The sequence below is a fragment of the Denitratisoma sp. DHT3 genome (assembly GCF_007833355.1).
In the GTDB taxonomy this organism is placed as follows: domain Bacteria; phylum Pseudomonadota; class Gammaproteobacteria; order Burkholderiales; family Rhodocyclaceae; genus Denitratisoma.
In genome coordinates, this window is sequence record NZ_CP020914.1 from 2,483,169 (window position 1) to 2,499,769 (window position 16,601).

The 16,601-nt window shown below is 64.7% G+C and carries 18 protein-coding genes; all 18 read left to right on the forward strand.

Translation table 11 applies throughout. From position 1 onward, the window contains the following. Positions 1–6 precede the first annotated feature (6 nt). The 18 genes from B9N43_RS11420 to B9N43_RS11500 all read left to right on the forward strand — a co-directional run bounded on the left by B9N43_RS11420 (position 7) and on the right by B9N43_RS11500 (position 16,594). Positions 7–2,397, forward strand: a complete 2,391-nt coding sequence (locus tag B9N43_RS11420; protein ID WP_145842319.1) for a TonB-dependent siderophore receptor — start codon at positions 7–9, stop codon at positions 2,395–2,397. Positions 2,398–2,505: 108 nt separating this feature from the next. After that, positions 2,506–4,323, forward strand: coding sequence for an ABC transporter ATP-binding protein/permease (locus tag B9N43_RS11425; protein WP_186453794.1), 1,818 nt, complete (start codon positions 2,506–2,508; stop codon positions 4,321–4,323). A 35-nt stretch (positions 4,324–4,358) separates the two neighbouring features. Then, positions 4,359–5,948: an AAA family ATPase gene (locus B9N43_RS11430; protein WP_186453795.1), complete on the forward strand. Its 1,590-nt coding sequence runs from the start codon at positions 4,359–4,361 to the stop codon at positions 5,946–5,948. Between the two features lie 46 nt (positions 5,949–5,994). Beyond that, positions 5,995–6,138, forward strand: a complete 144-nt coding sequence (locus B9N43_RS17210) for a hypothetical protein (RefSeq protein ID WP_186453796.1) — start codon at positions 5,995–5,997, stop codon at positions 6,136–6,138. Positions 6,139–6,175: 37 nt separating this feature from the next. Next, complete coding sequence (locus B9N43_RS11435; RefSeq protein ID WP_186453797.1) at positions 6,176–6,931, forward strand: energy transducer TonB; 756 nt, start codon at positions 6,176–6,178, stop codon at positions 6,929–6,931. A 2-nt stretch (positions 6,932–6,933) separates the two neighbouring features. Continuing rightward, complete coding sequence (locus B9N43_RS11440; RefSeq protein ID WP_145842323.1) at positions 6,934–7,689, forward strand: MotA/TolQ/ExbB proton channel family protein; 756 nt, start codon at positions 6,934–6,936, stop codon at positions 7,687–7,689. Further along, entirely contained in the window at positions 7,689–8,105 is a 417-nt protein-coding gene (locus B9N43_RS11445) for an ExbD/TolR family protein (RefSeq protein ID WP_145842324.1), read from the forward strand. The genes B9N43_RS11440 and B9N43_RS11445 overlap by 1 nt, the downstream gene beginning before the upstream one ends. A gap of 134 nt (positions 8,106–8,239) precedes the next feature. Then, positions 8,240–8,485, forward strand: coding sequence for a FitA-like ribbon-helix-helix domain-containing protein (locus B9N43_RS17605; RefSeq protein WP_145842325.1), 246 nt, complete (start codon positions 8,240–8,242; stop codon positions 8,483–8,485). Beyond that, positions 8,482–8,910 carry a type II toxin-antitoxin system VapC family toxin gene (locus B9N43_RS11455; protein ID WP_145842326.1) on the forward strand — a complete coding sequence of 143 codons (429 nt, stop codon included), beginning with the start codon at positions 8,482–8,484 and terminating at the stop codon, positions 8,908–8,910. The genes B9N43_RS17605 and B9N43_RS11455 overlap by 4 nt, the downstream gene beginning before the upstream one ends. Before the next feature lie 210 nt (positions 8,911–9,120). Continuing rightward, entirely contained in the window at positions 9,121–9,351 is a 231-nt protein-coding gene (locus tag B9N43_RS11460; RefSeq protein ID WP_145842327.1) for an RNA-binding S4 domain-containing protein, read from the forward strand. 4 nt (positions 9,352–9,355) lie between these two features. Continuing rightward, entirely contained in the window at positions 9,356–10,252 is an 897-nt protein-coding gene (gene ylqF / locus B9N43_RS11465) for a ribosome biogenesis GTPase YlqF (protein WP_145842328.1), read from the forward strand. Positions 10,253–10,310: 58 nt separating this feature from the next. After that, positions 10,311–10,871 carry a YqgE/AlgH family protein gene (locus B9N43_RS11470; protein WP_145842329.1) on the forward strand — a complete coding sequence of 187 codons (561 nt, stop codon included), beginning with the start codon at positions 10,311–10,313 and terminating at the stop codon, positions 10,869–10,871. A gap of 1 nt (position 10,872) precedes the next feature. After that, on the forward strand, positions 10,873–11,307 hold the full coding sequence (ruvX, locus tag B9N43_RS11475; protein ID WP_145842330.1) for a Holliday junction resolvase RuvX: 435 nt from the start codon (positions 10,873–10,875) through the stop codon (positions 11,305–11,307). Further along, the gene (locus tag B9N43_RS11480) at positions 11,304–12,269 is read left to right on the forward strand and encodes an aspartate carbamoyltransferase catalytic subunit (protein WP_145842331.1); all 966 of its coding nucleotides are present in this window, start codon (positions 11,304–11,306) and stop codon (positions 12,267–12,269) included. Before ruvX ends, B9N43_RS11480 begins: the two co-directional genes overlap by 4 nt. An 87-nt stretch (positions 12,270–12,356) precedes the next feature. Continuing rightward, entirely contained in the window at positions 12,357–13,649 is a 1,293-nt protein-coding gene (locus B9N43_RS11485) for a dihydroorotase (protein ID WP_145842332.1), read from the forward strand. Positions 13,650–13,672: 23 nt separating this feature from the next. Next, positions 13,673–14,431, forward strand: a complete 759-nt coding sequence (locus tag B9N43_RS11490) for an SDR family NAD(P)-dependent oxidoreductase (RefSeq protein ID WP_145842333.1) — start codon at positions 13,673–13,675, stop codon at positions 14,429–14,431. An 88-nt stretch (positions 14,432–14,519) separates the two neighbouring features. Further along, positions 14,520–15,278 carry an SDR family NAD(P)-dependent oxidoreductase gene (locus tag B9N43_RS11495; RefSeq protein WP_145842334.1) on the forward strand — a complete coding sequence of 253 codons (759 nt, stop codon included), beginning with the start codon at positions 14,520–14,522 and terminating at the stop codon, positions 15,276–15,278. A 203-nt stretch (positions 15,279–15,481) separates the two neighbouring features. Beyond that, positions 15,482–16,594, forward strand: a complete 1,113-nt coding sequence (locus tag B9N43_RS11500) for a DUF1214 domain-containing protein (protein WP_145842335.1) — start codon at positions 15,482–15,484, stop codon at positions 16,592–16,594. The last annotated feature ends 7 nt before the right edge of the window (positions 16,595–16,601 follow it).

Consider the following 16,601-nt stretch of genomic DNA (forward strand, 5'->3'; position numbering starts at 1 on the left):
CCCGTCATGTCTTCCCCTCGCTTTGCCTTTCCCCTCCGTCCCATCGCCGCCGCCGTTCTTTCCCTGGCGGCGGCATTCACCCATGCAACGCCGCTGGCCGTCGATCTGCCAGTCCAATCGCTGACCACATCGATTCAGCAACTCTCCCGTCTATCGGGTCTTTCCATTGGTGGCGATGCCTCGTTGCTCGAAGGCAAGACCGCGCCAGCCATCAAAGGCAATCTCGAACCCGTCGATGCCCTACGCAAATTGCTCGAAGGCAGCGGGCTCGGCGTGAGCTTCGAAGGGAACAAGGCAGTCGTCGGAAAGATTGCGCCGGTGCTGAAGGAGGTGATGGTCGCGGGGGATGCGGTGGCGATTCCAAAGGAGGGAAGCGCGGAAGTTGGATATAAGCCGACGACGGCGAAGACGACCGGCCCGTGGGGCGACAAGCCCATCCTCGATACGCCTTATTCGATCCACGTCACGCCGGCGGAACTCATGCAAAACATGAACGCGGGGACGACCGATCAGCTCATCAAATTCAACCCTATCATCCAGCCCCAATATAACGGTCCATTTGCCGGCTACTCCGCGACCGGCACCATAAGAGGCTTCGGCCAGAGTATCGCGCTGGACGGTATTCCAATCCGCGGTACCTGGTACGGAAACGACATGGAAGACATGGAGCGCATGGAGGTCTTCTCCGGACTCTCCGGCTTTCTTTACGGTTCGGGTAATGTAGGCGGAATGGTGAATTATGTCACCAAGCGCCCTACCGCGACGCCTCTCGCCAATGTGACGGTCGGCAACTATGGTGGCTCGCAATACTTCGCGCACCTCGATCTGGGCAGCCCGATCGACAAGGAGGGAAAGTTTGCTTACCGGCTTAATGCGCTTTATCAGGATGGCGATAACGCTATTGATGTAGGTATAAGAAGAACCCTCGTTAGCGGTGCGTTGGATTGGAAGGTAACGGACTCCATCAAAGTCGAAATTAACGCTGCACACACTGACTATAAGCGTACAGGGACCAGCGGAGTGGGCTTATCCTTGCCGGCTGACATTCCATCCGTAAAGGATTTCGACAACACAAAGCCCTTGACTCCGAACTGGGGCTACAACAATGCGGAGGCGGACCGGGTGGGCGGCACGATCCGGTGGGACATCGACAACGACACGACGCTGCGGGTGGCCGCCCTCTATCGCCATGAGTTCAGGACCGCCTATTCACCGTACGCACTGACGCCCGGGGTCAACGGGGCGTACTCATTCAGAGCTATTGCCATCAACGGTCCTATAGCCAAAGAGACGGGTGGCTATCTCTACCTCGACAGGAAATTCAACACGTTCGGCATTCAGCACAAGGTAACGCTCGGAACAAACTTCAGTAAGAATGACTACTTCACCCCACGCAATGACCAATATGGCAATGACCAGTACGCGGTCAATACCGCCACCGTCTCATTTCCAACGCTTGCCGACGCCCAGAACTCTGCGCCATTGGTAAAACCTTCTGTCGGAACAACCCCCAAATACCATTCGTCTGATTCCAAGAGCGACAATCTCCTTCTTGGAGACGATATCACCTTCAATCAGTATTTTTCGCTCCTGCTTGGCGCAAACCTCTCGACAATCACGACGCGCTCTTACGCGGTAACGGGCAAGGTGACAAGCAGCTACGACAAGTCAGTCGTCACGCCCAACGTATCCCTAATCTTCAAGCCGACGCCCAATATCTCGCTTTACGGTACCTATATCGAATCGCTCGAAGGTGGCGGCATCGTTTCCAAAACGAACATACCGCCCTATTCGAATGCCGGAGAGATTCTGCCGCCGACGGTCAGCAAGCAGGTGGAGATTGGAGCAAAGGCGAGCGTGGGCAGCACCCTTCTTACCCTTGCGCTCTTCCAGATCGACAAAGCGAACCTCTACGATGTCACCAATCTTGATGGCACATTAACCAGAAACCAGGACGGCCGGCAGGTCCACAAGGGAGTCGAACTGACCGCGACCGGAAAAGTGACCGATAACCTAGCTATCATGGCGGGCGGTACCTATCTCGATACGGAAATAACCAAGACCAATAAGGCTGCCGTCCTCGGCAAACAGGTCGTCCGCGTACCAAAGCGGAGAGCCGCGCTCTGGGGCGAATACCGCTTGCCTTTCAATCTCTATCTGACCGGGGGTGTGAGCTATCTCGGTTCGTATTATTACGACGGGGCGAACACACGTACCGTTCCGTCCTACGCAGTTGGTGACATGGGGCTGCGCTATGAGACGGTCTACAACGACACGCCAGTGATCCTGCGCATGAATGTCCAAAATGTCACCGACAAGCACTACTGGCAGAACAGTGGCGACTTGGTCCCCGGATTCCCGAGAACCTTTACTTTTTCCGCCACCGCCAAGTTTTAATGCCCTCGTGTAAGGAGCCGATGGCGGGCGCGAGGAGCAAAAGGTTTGTGCATCGGCCCGATGGCTCTGCATCGCCGTTCCCCGTCGCCCGTCGCCAGAGCCGCTCTGATGGGTGACCCCGCGCAGGCGGCAGGGCGCGAGACGAGTCCGCGCCGCCGCCTGATTGTTCTGGCAAGGGCTGGCTGGCGCATCGGCGTCCTCTGGTTCCGCTCGGAAGAGTGCTGGCAGGCGCGGGCGCTGCTGGCTGGCTTGGTTGCGCTCAACCTTGCCGGCGTCGGCGTGGCGGTGGCGTCGAGCTACTGGAACGCGGCGCTGTTCAACGCGCTCGGCGCGAAGGACTGGGACGCCTTCGTGTTCCAGCTCTTCGCCTACAGCGGCATCGCTGCCGCCTCCATCGTGCATGCCTTCGGCGACATCACCCTGAACAAATGGCTCACCATCCGCTGGCGGCGCTGGCTCACCGGCCGCTATCTCGCGCCCTGGCTCGCGGATGGCGTGCATTACCGGGTGCAGCTTTTCGGCGACGCGCCGGACAACCCCGACCAGCGCATCGCCGAGGACGTGAGCCTCTATGTCAAGCATGCGATCTCGATCGGCCTGGGCTTGCTCACCACGCTGGTCGCGCTGGCTTCCTTCGGCACCATCCTGGCGACGATCCCCGCCGCCGCTCCGATCGAACTCATGGGCATCGCAATCGCCATGCCCTTGCTGCTGGTGATGTCGTCGTTTCTCTATGCCGGCATCGGCACCTGGCTGATGCATCTCCTCGGCCGGTCGCTGATCGGTCTCGATGCCACGCAGCAGAAGGCGGAAGCCGATTTCCGCTTCTCGCTGGCGCGGCTACGCGAGAACACCGAGGAGGTGGCGTTCATCAGGGGGGAGCCGGCGGAGCGCGCGGAACTCGACCAGCGCTTCTCCCTCCTCATGACGAACTGGTACGCGCTGCTGTCGCGGCAGCGCTGGTTGAGGGTGTTCGAGACGGCTTTCGTCAATATCGTGGTCGTTTTCCCTTATTTGCTGGCTGCGCCGCTCTATTTTTCCGGCGCGATGCCGCTCGGCGGCTTGACGCAGATCTCAGGAGCGTTTTTCCGCATCCGCCATGAACTCTCCTTCCTGATTCGCAACTATGCCGCGCTCGCCTATTGGGGCTCTGTGATCGAGCGGCTGTCGGCCTTTGAGGAGGCGCTTGCGGCGGCACAGGCACACCCGGCCGGCCGGATCGCGCACGTCGCGCATGACGATCCCGGTCCGGCGCTGGCCGCGAGCGATCTCGTCGTGCGGCTGCCGGACGGTGCTCCCATCGCCGCTGTCGCCGGGTTCACGCTGACCCCCGGCGAGCGCGTGCTGCTCATCGGTTCCTCGGGCATCGGCAAGACCAGCCTGCTCCGGGCGCTGGCCGGCATCTGGCCGTTCGGCGAAGGACGCGTGAGCGTGAAGCGCGGCGCGCGCCTGATGGCGCTGCCGCAACGCGGCTACCTGCCGCTCGGCACCTTGCGCGACGCGCTCGCCTATCCCGGCCTTGCCGGTTCGATGTCGGATGACGTGCTGCGCGATGCGCTCGCCGCGGTCGGCCTGCCGATGCTTGCCGACCGGCTCGACGACGACATCGTGTCCACGGCCGGCCTGTCCGGCGGCGAGCGGCAGCGCATCGCCTTCGCACGCGCCCTGCTCCACCGGCCCGACATCCTGCTGCTCGACGAGGCGGTCTCGGCGCTCGACGAGACGTCCGAAGCCGCGCTCCATCGCCTGCTCGCCACGCGGCTGCCCGATACGGCGGTCCTGAGCGCCGGCCACCGCGCCTCGCTCGCCGCCCTGCATAACCGCACCGTACGCCTCGCCACCGCCGAAGGCGACGGGTCGCGGCTTGCCGATCATGCCGTCACCCATCGGCCGATCGAAAACGTTCATACCGCCGTGGCCGGATGAATCCCTCACCAACTGATCCAAAGGACCCTTTTGTCATGAATCTGCCGATTTCGTCACCCATCCTCAAGCCTGGCCATCCCCTCGTCGCCGCGCCAGCCGACCTGTCGCCGACCCAGGCCGCCGCCCTCGAGCATCTGCGTGAAACCATACGCACCGTTCCCGTGACCGTGCTCATCGGCGGGGTCGGGGCCGGCAAGACGACATTGATCAACAGGCTGGCCGGTGAGTTCGGCGGTATCCGCATCTCCTGCCGCGACGTGCTGCAAGCCTCGGAAGGGGCGAACCATCCCTGCTATGAAGAGGGGCTGCACCGGCTGGTTGATGACGCACTCGACAAGGCCGACATCGTCTTTGTCGAGGAACTCGACCTGTTTTGCGTCACGACCAAGTATGTCATGGCCTACTCGCGCCCAAACTATCTGAACACGACATTGCAGGCGCTACTCGAAACCACCCGCGCCAAGGGCAAACGGCTGGTGTTCACGGCCACCAATCGCCTCAACTTGCTGAACCAACTCGATGGCCGCGCGGTATTCCTGCCGCTTGGCGCGCTGACAATAGACGATTACAGCTTCTTCCTTGAACAGAACCTCGGTGCGGAGCGGGCCAGGCAGCTCGATGCCAGACGCATCTTCAGTTTCGCTTCCAAGCTCTCGGTCTATCAGCTCAACGAGGTCTGCGCGCTCATCCGTGACAATACCGCAGCCGACGACCAGACCGTGCTCGACCTGCTCGATACCCGCATGCTGAGCAGCAATGTCTCGCTCGGCGAGGTCGCCAAGGTCGATTTCTCGAGCCTGAAGGGCTTTGAGGAGATCGCCGAGAAATTGCAGACCTTCATCGTCAACCCGATGATGTTCCATTCCCGCTTCGCCGATCTCGACCTCAAGCCGAAGAAGGGCATACTGCTCTACGGCCCGCCCGGCACCGGCAAGACCAGCATCGGCCGCGCCCTGGCGCACCGCATGAAAGGCAAGTTCTTCATGATCGACGGCACCATCTTCAGCGAATCGGCCGACTCGTTCTACCCGAAGGTACGGCATGTATTCGACCAGGCCAAGCTCAGCACGCCGTCCGTGATTTTCATCGACGACGCCGACGTGCTGATGCAAAGCGAGCGGTTGCATGGCCTCAACCGCTACCTGCTCACGATGCTCGACGGGCTGGAGACGGAAACCGCCGGCAAGGTCGCGGTGATCCTGACCGCGATGGACCCCAACCAGATGCCGGCGGCGTTGCTGCGCGCCGGCCGCGTCGAACTGTGGCTGGAAACCAAGCTGCCCGACGCTCGCGCCCGCCAGGAAATCCTCGACAGCAACCTCGCCAAGCTGCCCGAGAGGCTCGGCCCCTACGATGCGGAGCGCGTCAAGGCGGCGACGGCGGGCTTCAACGCCGCCGACATCAGCCGTGTCGTGGCCGACGTCAAGGCGCTCTATGCCGCCGACGTGATCCGCGAGATACAGCCCGCGACGCTCGACAGCTATTTCGACCGTGCCGCCGCGGAGATCCACCGCACCAAGGAACTGATCGCCTCGGCCCAGGCGGGCACGCTCGAGACCACCGAGCCGCTCGGCAATTTCTACGGGAAAAAATTGCAAAAAGGAGCCGGCCAGACCATCGTCTGATCCTCGATAAACCCGTTGTGCCCACAGCGACTACGCCTGCGGACCGGTGGACGCCGTGCTGACCGAGGCCCATCTGCTGCGTCTTTACGGCGTGTCGCTGCGCCAGGTGGCCTTCGAGCACGAGGGCGAGGCGCTGGCCTCGCTGGTGCCGGTCCATCGCGGCTTGCGCCGGTCATCCGTGGCGGGATAAGGGCATCTCGTTCATGCGCCTCGCCAGGAACGCGCCGATGCCTTCATGCCAGGATCAGGCTTCGCCGGGCATCCCACCGCGCCGCTACCGCGCCGACGCCGGCGACATTCCGCTCGCCTGGCGCCATGGCGCGTTCGTCGCGGTGCTGCTCGCGCATGGCCTGGGACTCGTCGCGGTGCGCTATGTCGACGTCTCCGACCTGAGCCGCACCGCCCCGCCCGGCGTGATCCAGGTGAGCTGGATCGATACCGAACACCCGCAGCCGCCGGCCGATCCGGCACCCTCGGTGAAACCGAAACCCCTGCCGATCAAACCACGCTCCGCGCCGGCCGCGCGTCTCAAGCCCAAACCGGTGCTGGCCCTGGCGGATGCTGCGCCCAGCCCAATCGGACAGGCCTGGGTCGCACCGCCCGCGCCCGACGACGTGCCGGGCACGCCGGAGGAATCGGCCGATTCGCCCAAGGGACCGGTTGCGGCTGCAACGACCCGGGCGGGGGCCCAGCCTGCGCCAATGGAGCCGAGTTTCGATGCCGATTACCTTTCCAACCCGGCGCCCGAGTACCCGGCGATGTCGCGCATGCTGCGCGAACAGGGCCGGGTGGCGCTGCGCGTGCATGTCACGGCCGAGGGCCGGCCGGATGTCGTCCAGATCGACCAGGGCAGCGGCTTCGAGCACCTCGACCGGGCGGCCGCCGAGGCCGTCTGGCGCTGGCGCTTCGTTCCGGCCCGGTACGGCGGCAAGGACGTCGCCGGCTGGGTCATCGTTCCCATTCGTTTTTCCTTGCGGAGTTGAGCATGTCTGAAATCCTCTCGGTCGCCACGCCGTTCGGCCTGGGTCATTTCCTGGCGCAGACCGATGCCGTCGGGGTCCTGGTGCTGGTGGCGCTGGCGCTGATGTCCATCGTCAGCTGGTATCTGATTCTGTTGAAGACCTGGCAGCAGGCGCGCCTGAAGGCGGCCAGCGGGCGCTTCCTGGCCGTGTTCTCGGCCCGGTCCACCTTTCGCGAGGCGGAAGGGCTGATCGATGGCACCTTGGTGGAAGAGCCCTACGGGCGGGTGCTGGAGAAGGGTATCGCGGCGTGCCGCCTGTTGATGCGTCCGGAGGAGAAGCGCGGTTTCGATCTGGCGGTGCCGGACGATTTCATCAGCGCCGCGCTGCACGCGGCGATCGCCGAGGAAGGGCGGCGGCGCGAGAAGGGTTTGTCGATGCTCGCGTCGGTCGGTTCGACGGCACCGTTCGTCGGTCTTTTCGGTACCGTCTGGGGTATCTATCATGCCTTGCTCGCGATCGGCTTCTCCGGGCAGGCGGGTCTGGACCGGGTGGCCGGGCCGGTCGGCGAGGCGCTGATCATGACGGCCTGCGGCCTGGCGGTGGCGATTCCCGCCGTGCTCGCCTACAACGCTTTCGTGCGCGTCCATCGGCAATGGCATGGCGATCTGGAGAGCTATGCGCATCGGGTCTTCGGTTTGCTGGCCCTGGGCCGGATGGAGGCGCCGGCGACGGTGGTGGATTTCGTTTCCGCGCCGGCGCGGCAAGGCGGGAGGGCGTAATGGCGTTTCATCCGACTCCGCACGCCCAGCAGCCGCTCGCCGAGATCAACATGATTCCGTTGATCGACGTGATGCTGGTGCTGCTCATTGTGTTCATCGTCGCGGCGCCCTTGCTGACGCATGCGGTGAAGATCGATCTGCCCCGGGCGACGAGCGCGCCGGTCGATCTGCGGCCGGAAGTGATCCAGCTCGGCATCCGGGCCGACGGCAGCCTCTACTGGAACGGCGCAGCAACGACGGAAGAGGCGCTGCCGGAACGCATGCGGGAAGCGGCCCGCCATGTGCCTCAACCGGAAATCCATCTGTACGCCGATGCGCGGACGCCCTACGAGACTCTCGCCAGGGTGATGGCGATGTCGGCGCGCGCCGGCCTGGGCAGGATCGGGTTCGTCAGCAATCCGGGGAAGACGCCCTGATCGAGGATGGCGGGCAATCTTTCCTCGGAGAACGTCGACGCGCTGCCCGACAAGTACGCCTTGGGAACGTTGCACACATGCTTGCACTAAACTATAGTATCAGCGTTGACAGCATTACAATGGAGATGCTAGCAATGGCAACACTGACCGTCCGCAACGTACCCGACGAAGTTCACCGGGCTCTACGGGTGCGCGCAGCAACTCATGGCCACAGTGCCGAGGCGGAAATCCGCGAGATTCTGGAAGCCGCGGTCAAGCCGCAAAATCGCTTGAAGATGGGCGATGCGTTGGCGGCTATTGGCAGAAAATACGGTTTTACGGATCAGGATTTGGCCCTTGAACGGGATCGAAGCCCGGCTGATCCGATGGGGCTTGAATGATCGTTCTGGATACCAATGTCATTTCAGAGGCGATGAAGTCGTCCGCTGACGCCGGAGTGATGGCCTGGCTGAATGCTCAGGCGGCAGAAACCCTCTACCTGCCGAGCATCGCACTCGCCGAGGTGTCATTTGGTCTCGCTGCCTTACCCAGTGGCAAGAGGAAAAGCGCGCTGTCGCGGGTGCTTGATGACCTGTTGGAGCTTTTCGAGGGGCGCATTCTGCCGTTCGACATCGATGCGGCGCGACAGTACGGAGAACTCGCCGCCAAGGCGAAATCCGCGGGTAAAGGCTTCCCTACGCCGGATGGCTACATCGCGGCCGCCGCTGTTGCCCGAGGGTTCAGCGTAGCGACGCGCGACATCGGCCCATTCGAGGCAGCCGGCGTTCCAGTCATCAACCCCTGGGTTGTTGTCAGCGCGCGCTAGTGCCCCCGGAAAATAGCCGGGACGATGCACCATAACCTATTGATTGCCCGGATATAGCGGTAATATGACGGCCCGCAAAGTCGGGCGCATGATCCGGGCTCACAATCGACTCACAATCCTTTGGTCCTGGGTTCGAGTCCCGGCGAGACCACCATGATCCAAGAACCCAACCGTTGCCGGTTGGGTTTTTTCCGTCCGCAGGGAAGACGCATGAAGCACATCCAAGTACCGCTCCAGCCAGGTGGCCAGGAATACATCGAACTGTGCCACCTGCTCAAGGTCGCGGGTCTTGCCGACAGCAGCGGCCAGGGCAAGCGGATGGTCGCCGACGGCCTGGTGCGGATCGACGGCCGGACCGAGACGCGCAAGGCGGCGAAGATCCGCACCGGCGTCGAGGTGCATTGTCTCGACCATTGCATCAGCGTCGTCGCCGCGGAGTGAGCTGATGGCGATCCAATGGTTCCCCGGCCACATGACCTCGGCGCGCAAGAAGGCCGCCGAGACGATGGCCAAGACCGACGTGGTGATCGAGGTGGTCGATGCCCGCCTGCCGGAGGCCAGCAGCAATCCGATGATCCGCGAACTGCGCCTGCACCGCCAGCGCCCCTGCCTCAAGGTGCTGAATAAGGCCGACCTCGCCGATCCGGCGGTCACCCAGGCCTGGATCGACCACTACAACCGCCAGCCCGGCGTCAAGGCGATCGCCATTTCCGGCAAGAAGGCCGCCGACGTGGCGAAGATTCCGGGGCAATGCCAGGGCCTCGCCCCGCATCGCAACGACAACTTGAAACCACTGCGCATGATGATCATGGGCATCCCCAACGTCGGCAAATCGACGCTGATGAACGCGCTGCTCAAACGCAAGGTGGCGGCGGTCGGCGACGAGCCGGCGGTGACCAAGAGCCAGCAGACCCTCGACATCAGTCCACGCATGTCGATCACCGACACCCCCGGCCTGCTCTGGCCGAAGATCGTCCATGACAGCGACGGCTACATGCTGGCCGCCAGCCATGCGGTGGGCGTGAATGCGGTGATCGAGGAGGAAGTCGCCAGCCATCTGGCGGAGATTCTGCTGGCCCGCTACCCGGCGCTGCTGACGGCGCGTTACGGCTTCGCCACCGAGGGCCTGGACGGCATCGGCGTGGTGGAGGCGGTGGCACGCAAGCGCGGCTGCCTGCTGAAGGGAAGGAAACCGGGCGAACTGGATCTGACCAAGGCGGCGATCATCCTGCTCACCGACTACCGCGGCGGCGTCCTCGGCCGCATCAGCCTGGAAACCCCGGAATCCCGCAGCGCCATGCTGGCGACGACCCCCGCGCCGCCGGACGCCGGCGGCCAGTGACCGGTAATGACCCGTCATCCCATGGATGGCGGGACGTAGACTACAATGCCTGCACGCCATGGATATCGTCAGCCTTACCCATCATTTCCTGATCGCCATGCCCGCCATGGCCGATCCGAACTTTTCCCGCACTCTGACCTACATCTGCGAGCACAACGCCGACGGCGCGCTCGGGGTGATCGTCAACCGCCCCACGGACATGAGCCTGGCCACCCTCTTCGAGCGCGTCGATGTGGTGATGGAAAAGGACATCCTGGGCAACCTGCCGGTCTATTTCGGCGGGCCGGTGCAGACCGATCGCGGCTTCATCCTGCATCGCCCCGCGGGCAACTGGCAATCGACGTTGTCCATCGATGACGGCATGGCGCTGACCAGTTCCCGCGACATCCTGCTGTCGATGGCCAGCCTCGGCGAGCCGCAGGACGTGCTGGTGACCCTGGGCTATGCCGGCTGGTCCGCCGGGCAGCTGGAGTGGGAGCTGTCCCAGAACGCCTGGCTGACGGTGGCGGCCAAGCCCGAAATCATTTTCGAGCTGCCGCCGGAGGAGCGCCTGCCCGCCGCCATGCAGCTGCTCGGCATCGATTTCGCCAACCTTTCCGACGTCGCGGGGCACGCCTGAGTTGGCGGAGTTGGCCGAATCGACCGAGGGCACCGTGCTCGCCTTCGACTTCGGCACGCGCCGGATCGGCGTCGCGCTGGGCGAATCGCTGCTGGGCCAGGCCCGCCCCCTGACCATCGTCGACGCCGAAGCCAACGACGTCCGCTTCGCCGCCATCGGCCGCCTGATCGCGGAGTGGCGGCCGGACCGGCTGGTGGTGGGCCTGCCCCTGGACCTGGCCGGCGCGGAGCACGAGATGAGCGCCCGCTGCCGGCGCTTCGCCCGGCAACTGGAAGGCCGCTTCGGCCTGCCGGTGATCCTGGTGGACGAGCGCCTGTCCTCGGCCGAGGCGGAGCAGCGTCTCGCCGCCGCCGGCCAGAACTGGAAAACCCGCAAGAAAACCCTGGACGCCGAGGCGGCCGCCATCATTTTGCAAAGTTATTTCGACGCCAAATGAACTCATCCAATCCTCAGTTGAACAAGCATGGCGAATTGCAGCACCTGCTCACCATCGAGGGCCTGCCGCGGGAGGTCATCCTGCGCATCCTCGACACTGCCCAGCCACTGACCGAACTGGCCGGACAGGAGGAAAAGAAACTGCCCACCCTGCGCGGCAAGAGCGTGTTCAACCTGTTCTTCGAGAACTCCACGCGCACCCGCACCACTTTCGAGATCGCCGCCAAGCGCCTTTCGGCCGACGTGATCAACCTCAACATCAACACCTCCTCGGCGTCCAAGGGCGAGAGCCTGCTCGACACGGTGGACAACCTGGCGGCGATGCAGGCCGACATGTTCGTGGTGCGCCACGCCAGCAGCGGCGCGCCCCACCTGATCGCCCGCCACCTGGCGGCCACCCGGCAGGACCACATCCACGTGGTGAATGCCGGCGACGGCCGTCACGCCCACCCCACCCAGGCCCTGCTGGACATGTACACCATCCGCCACTACAAGCGGGAGTTCCACAACCTGACGGTGGCCATCGTCGGCGACATCCTCCATTCGCGCGTGGCCCGCTCGCAGATCCACGCCCTGTCCACGCTGGGCGTACCGGAGATTCGCGCCATCGCGCCCAAGACGCTGCTGCCGACGGGCGTCGAGAAAATGGGAGTGCGGGTCTGCAACGACATGAAGGAGGGCCTGCGCGGCGTCGACGTGGTGATGATGCTGCGGCTGCAGAGCGAGCGCATGAGCGGCGCGCTCCTGCCCAGCGCCCAGGAATTCTTCAAGTCCTACGGCCTCACGCCGGACAAGCTGGCGCTCGCCAAGCCCGACGCCATCGTGATGCATCCGGGGCCGATGAACCGGGGCGTGGAAATCGATTCGGCGGTCGCCGACGGCGGGCAGGCGGTGATCCTGCCCCAGGTGACTTTCGGCATCGCTGTGCGCATGGCGGTGATGAGCATGCTGGCGGGAAACTGACATGATCCCCCACGTTTGCGGCTGTGCCGCTGTACCGCCCCCAAAGGGGGCCGCTGCCTCCCTCGGGGCGGCCCTTCGGGAGACACCATGAAACTCCAGATCAAGAACGGCCGTCTCGTCGATCCGGCCGCAAATATCGATCGGCAGGCCGATCTGTTCATCGCCCACGGCCGGGTGGCGGGCGTCGGCACGATGCCGGCGGGCTTCGCCGACAACGGCACGGTGAGCACCATCGACGCCGCGGGCTGCGTGGTCTGTCCGGGGCTGGTGGATCTTTCCGCGCGCCTGCGGGAGCCGGGCTATGAATACCGCGCCACCCTGGAATCGGAGATGGCCGCCGCCGCCGCCGGCGGCGTCACCAGCCTGGCCTGCCCGCCGGACACCGATCCGCCGCTGGACGAGCCGGGGCTGGTGGAGATGTTGAAGCACCGGGCGCGGCTGCCGGAGTTCGCCAAGGTCTACCCGATCGGCGCCCTGACCGAGAAGCTGGGCGGCAAGCACCTCACCGAAATGGCCGAGCTGGCCGAAGCGGGCTGCGTCGCCTTCGGTCAGGCCAACAGCGCCATCATCGACACCCAGGTGCTGCTGCGGGCGATGCAATACGCCGCCACCTTCGATTTTCCGGTCTGGCTGGCGGCCCAGGACCCCTATCTGGCCCGGGGCGGCATCGCCCACGATGGTGAAGTCGCGGCCCGGCTGGGCCTGGCGGGCATTCCGGTGGCGGCCGAGACCATCGCCCTGGCGACCATCCTGCAACTGGCCCGGGTCACCGGCGCCCGCGTCCACATCACGCGCATCTCCTCGGCCATGGCGGTGGACATGATCGCCGGCGCCCGCGCCGCGGGCGTCGCCGTCACTTGCGACGTGGCCGTGCATCACCTGCATCTGTGCGAGAACGACATCGGCTTTTTCGACCCCCATGCCCGGCTCGATCCGCCGCTGCGCGCCCAGCGCGACCGCGACGCCCTGCGCCGGGGCCTGGCCAGCGGCGTCATCAACGCCCTGTGCTCCGACCATACGCCGGTGGACGACGACGGCAAGCAACTGCCCTTCGGCGAAGCCGAGCCCGGCGCCACGGGGCTCGAACTGCTGCTGCCGCTGACCCTCAAGTGGGGCCGGGAGATGGGGCTTTCCCTGAGCGAGACCCTGGCCCCGATCACCGCCGCGCCGGCCCGGCTGCTGGGCGTGGAAGGCGGCAGCCTGGCGGCGGGCGCGCCGGCCGACATCTGCATCTTCAATCCCGCCGCTTCCCAGCGGGTCAGCCGCGAATCTCTCCGCAGCCAGGGCAAGAACACGCCCTTCCTGGGCTGGGAGCTTGAGGGACGGGTGAGGTACACTCTGGTTGACGGACACTTGTCCTACGATGGTTCGTGGGGCTGACATCAATCAACCGAGGAAACAGCATGGGAAAGCTTGACGGCAAGGTCGCCCTGATCACGGGCGCGGGGGGCGGTATCGGCCAGGGCATCGCGCTCGCCATGGCCAAGGAAGGCGCCGACATCGCGGTGGTGGAACTCAACGCGGAGGCCGCCGCCAAGACCGTGGAATTGGTGCGGGCGCTGGGCCGCAAGGCCGTCGCCATTCCCTGCAACGTCGGCGTCCGCACCGAGGTGAACGCCGCCGTGGACGCCACGGTGAAGAATCTGGGTGCGCTGGACGTCCTGGTCAACAACGCCCACGCCTCCCGCCCCGGCATCCCCCTGGAGAAGGTCTCCGAGGACGACATGGCGCTCTCCATGAACTCGGGCTTCTACGCCACCTGGTACATGATGCAGGCCGCCTTCCCCCACTTGTCGAAAAAAGGCGGCAAGGTCATCAACTTCGGCTCCGGCGCCGGCGTCGTCGGCCAGTCCGGCCAGACCGCCTACGCCGCAGCGAAGGAAGCCATCCGAGGCATGAGCCGGGTCGCCGCCACCGAGTGGGGCCGCCACAGGATCAACGTCAATGTAATCTGCCCCGCCGCCGAATCCCCCGGCGTCGCCAAGTGGAAGGCGGAAATGCCCAAGGCCTATGAGGCCGTGCTGCGGACCATCCCCCTGGGCCGCTACGGCGACTGCGAGCGCGACATCGGCCGCGCCGCCGTGTTCCTCGCCTCCGAGGATTCCGACTACATCACCGGCCAGACCCTGATGGTGGACGGCGGCGCCTGCTTCGTCCGCTGACTCCCCCGCAACACCCCGAACCCTCCCGCGTCGCTGAAACGACGCGGGACTGAAGCCCATCCCCATACATCACACGAGGAGAACACTCATGGGAAAGCTTGACGGAAAAGTCGCCCTGATCACGGGCGCCGGCGGCGGCATCGGCCAGGGCATCGCGCTCGCCATGGCCAAGGAAGGCGCCGACATCGCCGTGGTGGAACTCAACGCCGATTCCGCGGCGAAGACCGTGGAACAGGTGCAGGCGCTGGGCCGCAAGGCCATCGCCATCCCCTGCAACGTCGGCGTCCGCGCCGAAGTGAACGCCGCCGTGGACGCCACGGTGAAGAATCTGGGCGGGCTGGACATCCTGGTCAACAACGCCCATGCCTCCCGCCCCGGCATCACGCTGGAAGAAACGTCCGACGAAAACATGGCGCTGTCGATGAACTCCGGCTTCTACGCCACCTGGTACATGATGCAGGCCGCCTTCCCCCATCTCTCGAAAAAGGGTGGCAAGGTCATCAACTTCGGCTCCGGCGCCGGCATCAACGGCATGTGGGGGCAGACCGCCTACGCCGCGGCGAAGGAAGCCATTCGCGGCATGAGCCGGGTCGCCGCCACCGAGTGGGGCCGCCACAGGATCAACGTCAATGTGATCTGCCCCGCCGCCGAATCCCCCGGCGTCAAGAAGTGGAAAGAGGAACTGCCGGACCAGTACCAGGCGTCGCTCGCCCGCATCCCCCTGGGCCGCTACGGCGACTGCGAGCGTGACATCGGCCGCGCCGCCGTCTTCCTCGCCTCCGAGGACTCCGACTACATCACCGGCCAGACCCTGATGGTGGACGGCGGCGGCACTTTCGTCCGTTAACGCCCGTCCCTTCAAGGGGAGGGCCGGGGTGGGGATGGGTTTCCGAGCGGCTTCACGCGTCACCCATGATTGCTCGGTCCACCCCATCCCCCTCGGGTGCTGGCTGATCGACGCGGTAGTGCTTCCTGTTTCCTGGTGAGGTTATCGCCAAAGCCGGTCAGCTGCGAACATGGCGGTTACCCATTCGTTTGAAGGGAGGCGCCATGAGAAGCCAGAGTCACCAAGCTTTTCATCAATTGCTCGACAGCCTGCGGGACTATGCCGATATCTGCCTGGGAGATGGGACGCTCAGGGAAATCGACCAGCTGGACGGGTTCCGCAACATTCTGCATCTGCTCTGCGTTGGCGCCGATTGTTATCTGGAAGGCGACCCCGAGCGTCCGGCGTTCGTCGTCATGACCTCGCCGACCCGCAAGTGGATGGGGGACAACCCCGATTGCTATTCCTATTTCGCTCCCATCCGCGGCGACCGGGCCTATCGCATCCGGGGTCGGCGGGCGGGCGAAAAGTATCTCTCCTTCTCGATCCATGGACGCGTGGCGGCGGATCGCCTTGGTCCTTCGGCGGAGCCGCTCCTGGCGGATATCAGCGATCGCCAATTGCAGTTCGACGCCGACGGCGGCTATGAAATCATTCTCAGCCGAGACCCTTGTCCGGGAAACTGGATTCGCTTGCCGGACAACGCGGCATCGGTGATCAGCCGCCACATCTATGAGGATTCCCGGCCCGCCCTGGCAAACCCTGATATCCGGATCTCCCTGAGCATCGAACCGCTCGAACCGCCGCCGCCCCGCCCCATGGCCGACGACGCGAGCTTCGCGCGCAAACTGCGGGACGTCAATGCCTTCATCCGCGGCGCCACCTTCGACATGCTGACGCCGTCCGGTCAGCCGGCATTCACGCTGCTTCCGCCCAACGAGATGCCGGCGCCGATCGTGTTTCGAGCGTCGGGTAGCGGCGGCTGGGGCGGCGGCGACATTGCCTATGCCATGGGTGTGTACCGTCTGCGGGCCGATGAAGCACTGGTGATGGAGGGCCGGTTTCCCGACTGTTCATTCGTCAATGTGATGCTCTGGAACCGATACATGCAGACCCTGGAATACCGGGATCGGCAGATTTCCCTGAATCGCAGCCAGTTGCAGCTGGAACCCGACGGCTCCTACCGCATCGTGCTGGCGGCGCGCGATCCAGGCTGCGCCAACTGGCTGGATACCTGCGGCCGGGAGGAAGGGCTGATTTTCTGGCGCATGCTGCTGCCGGCGGAGGACCCGCCCAAGCCCCGTTGCCGCGTGGTGCCCATCTCGGATTTGAATTGAAAAACGG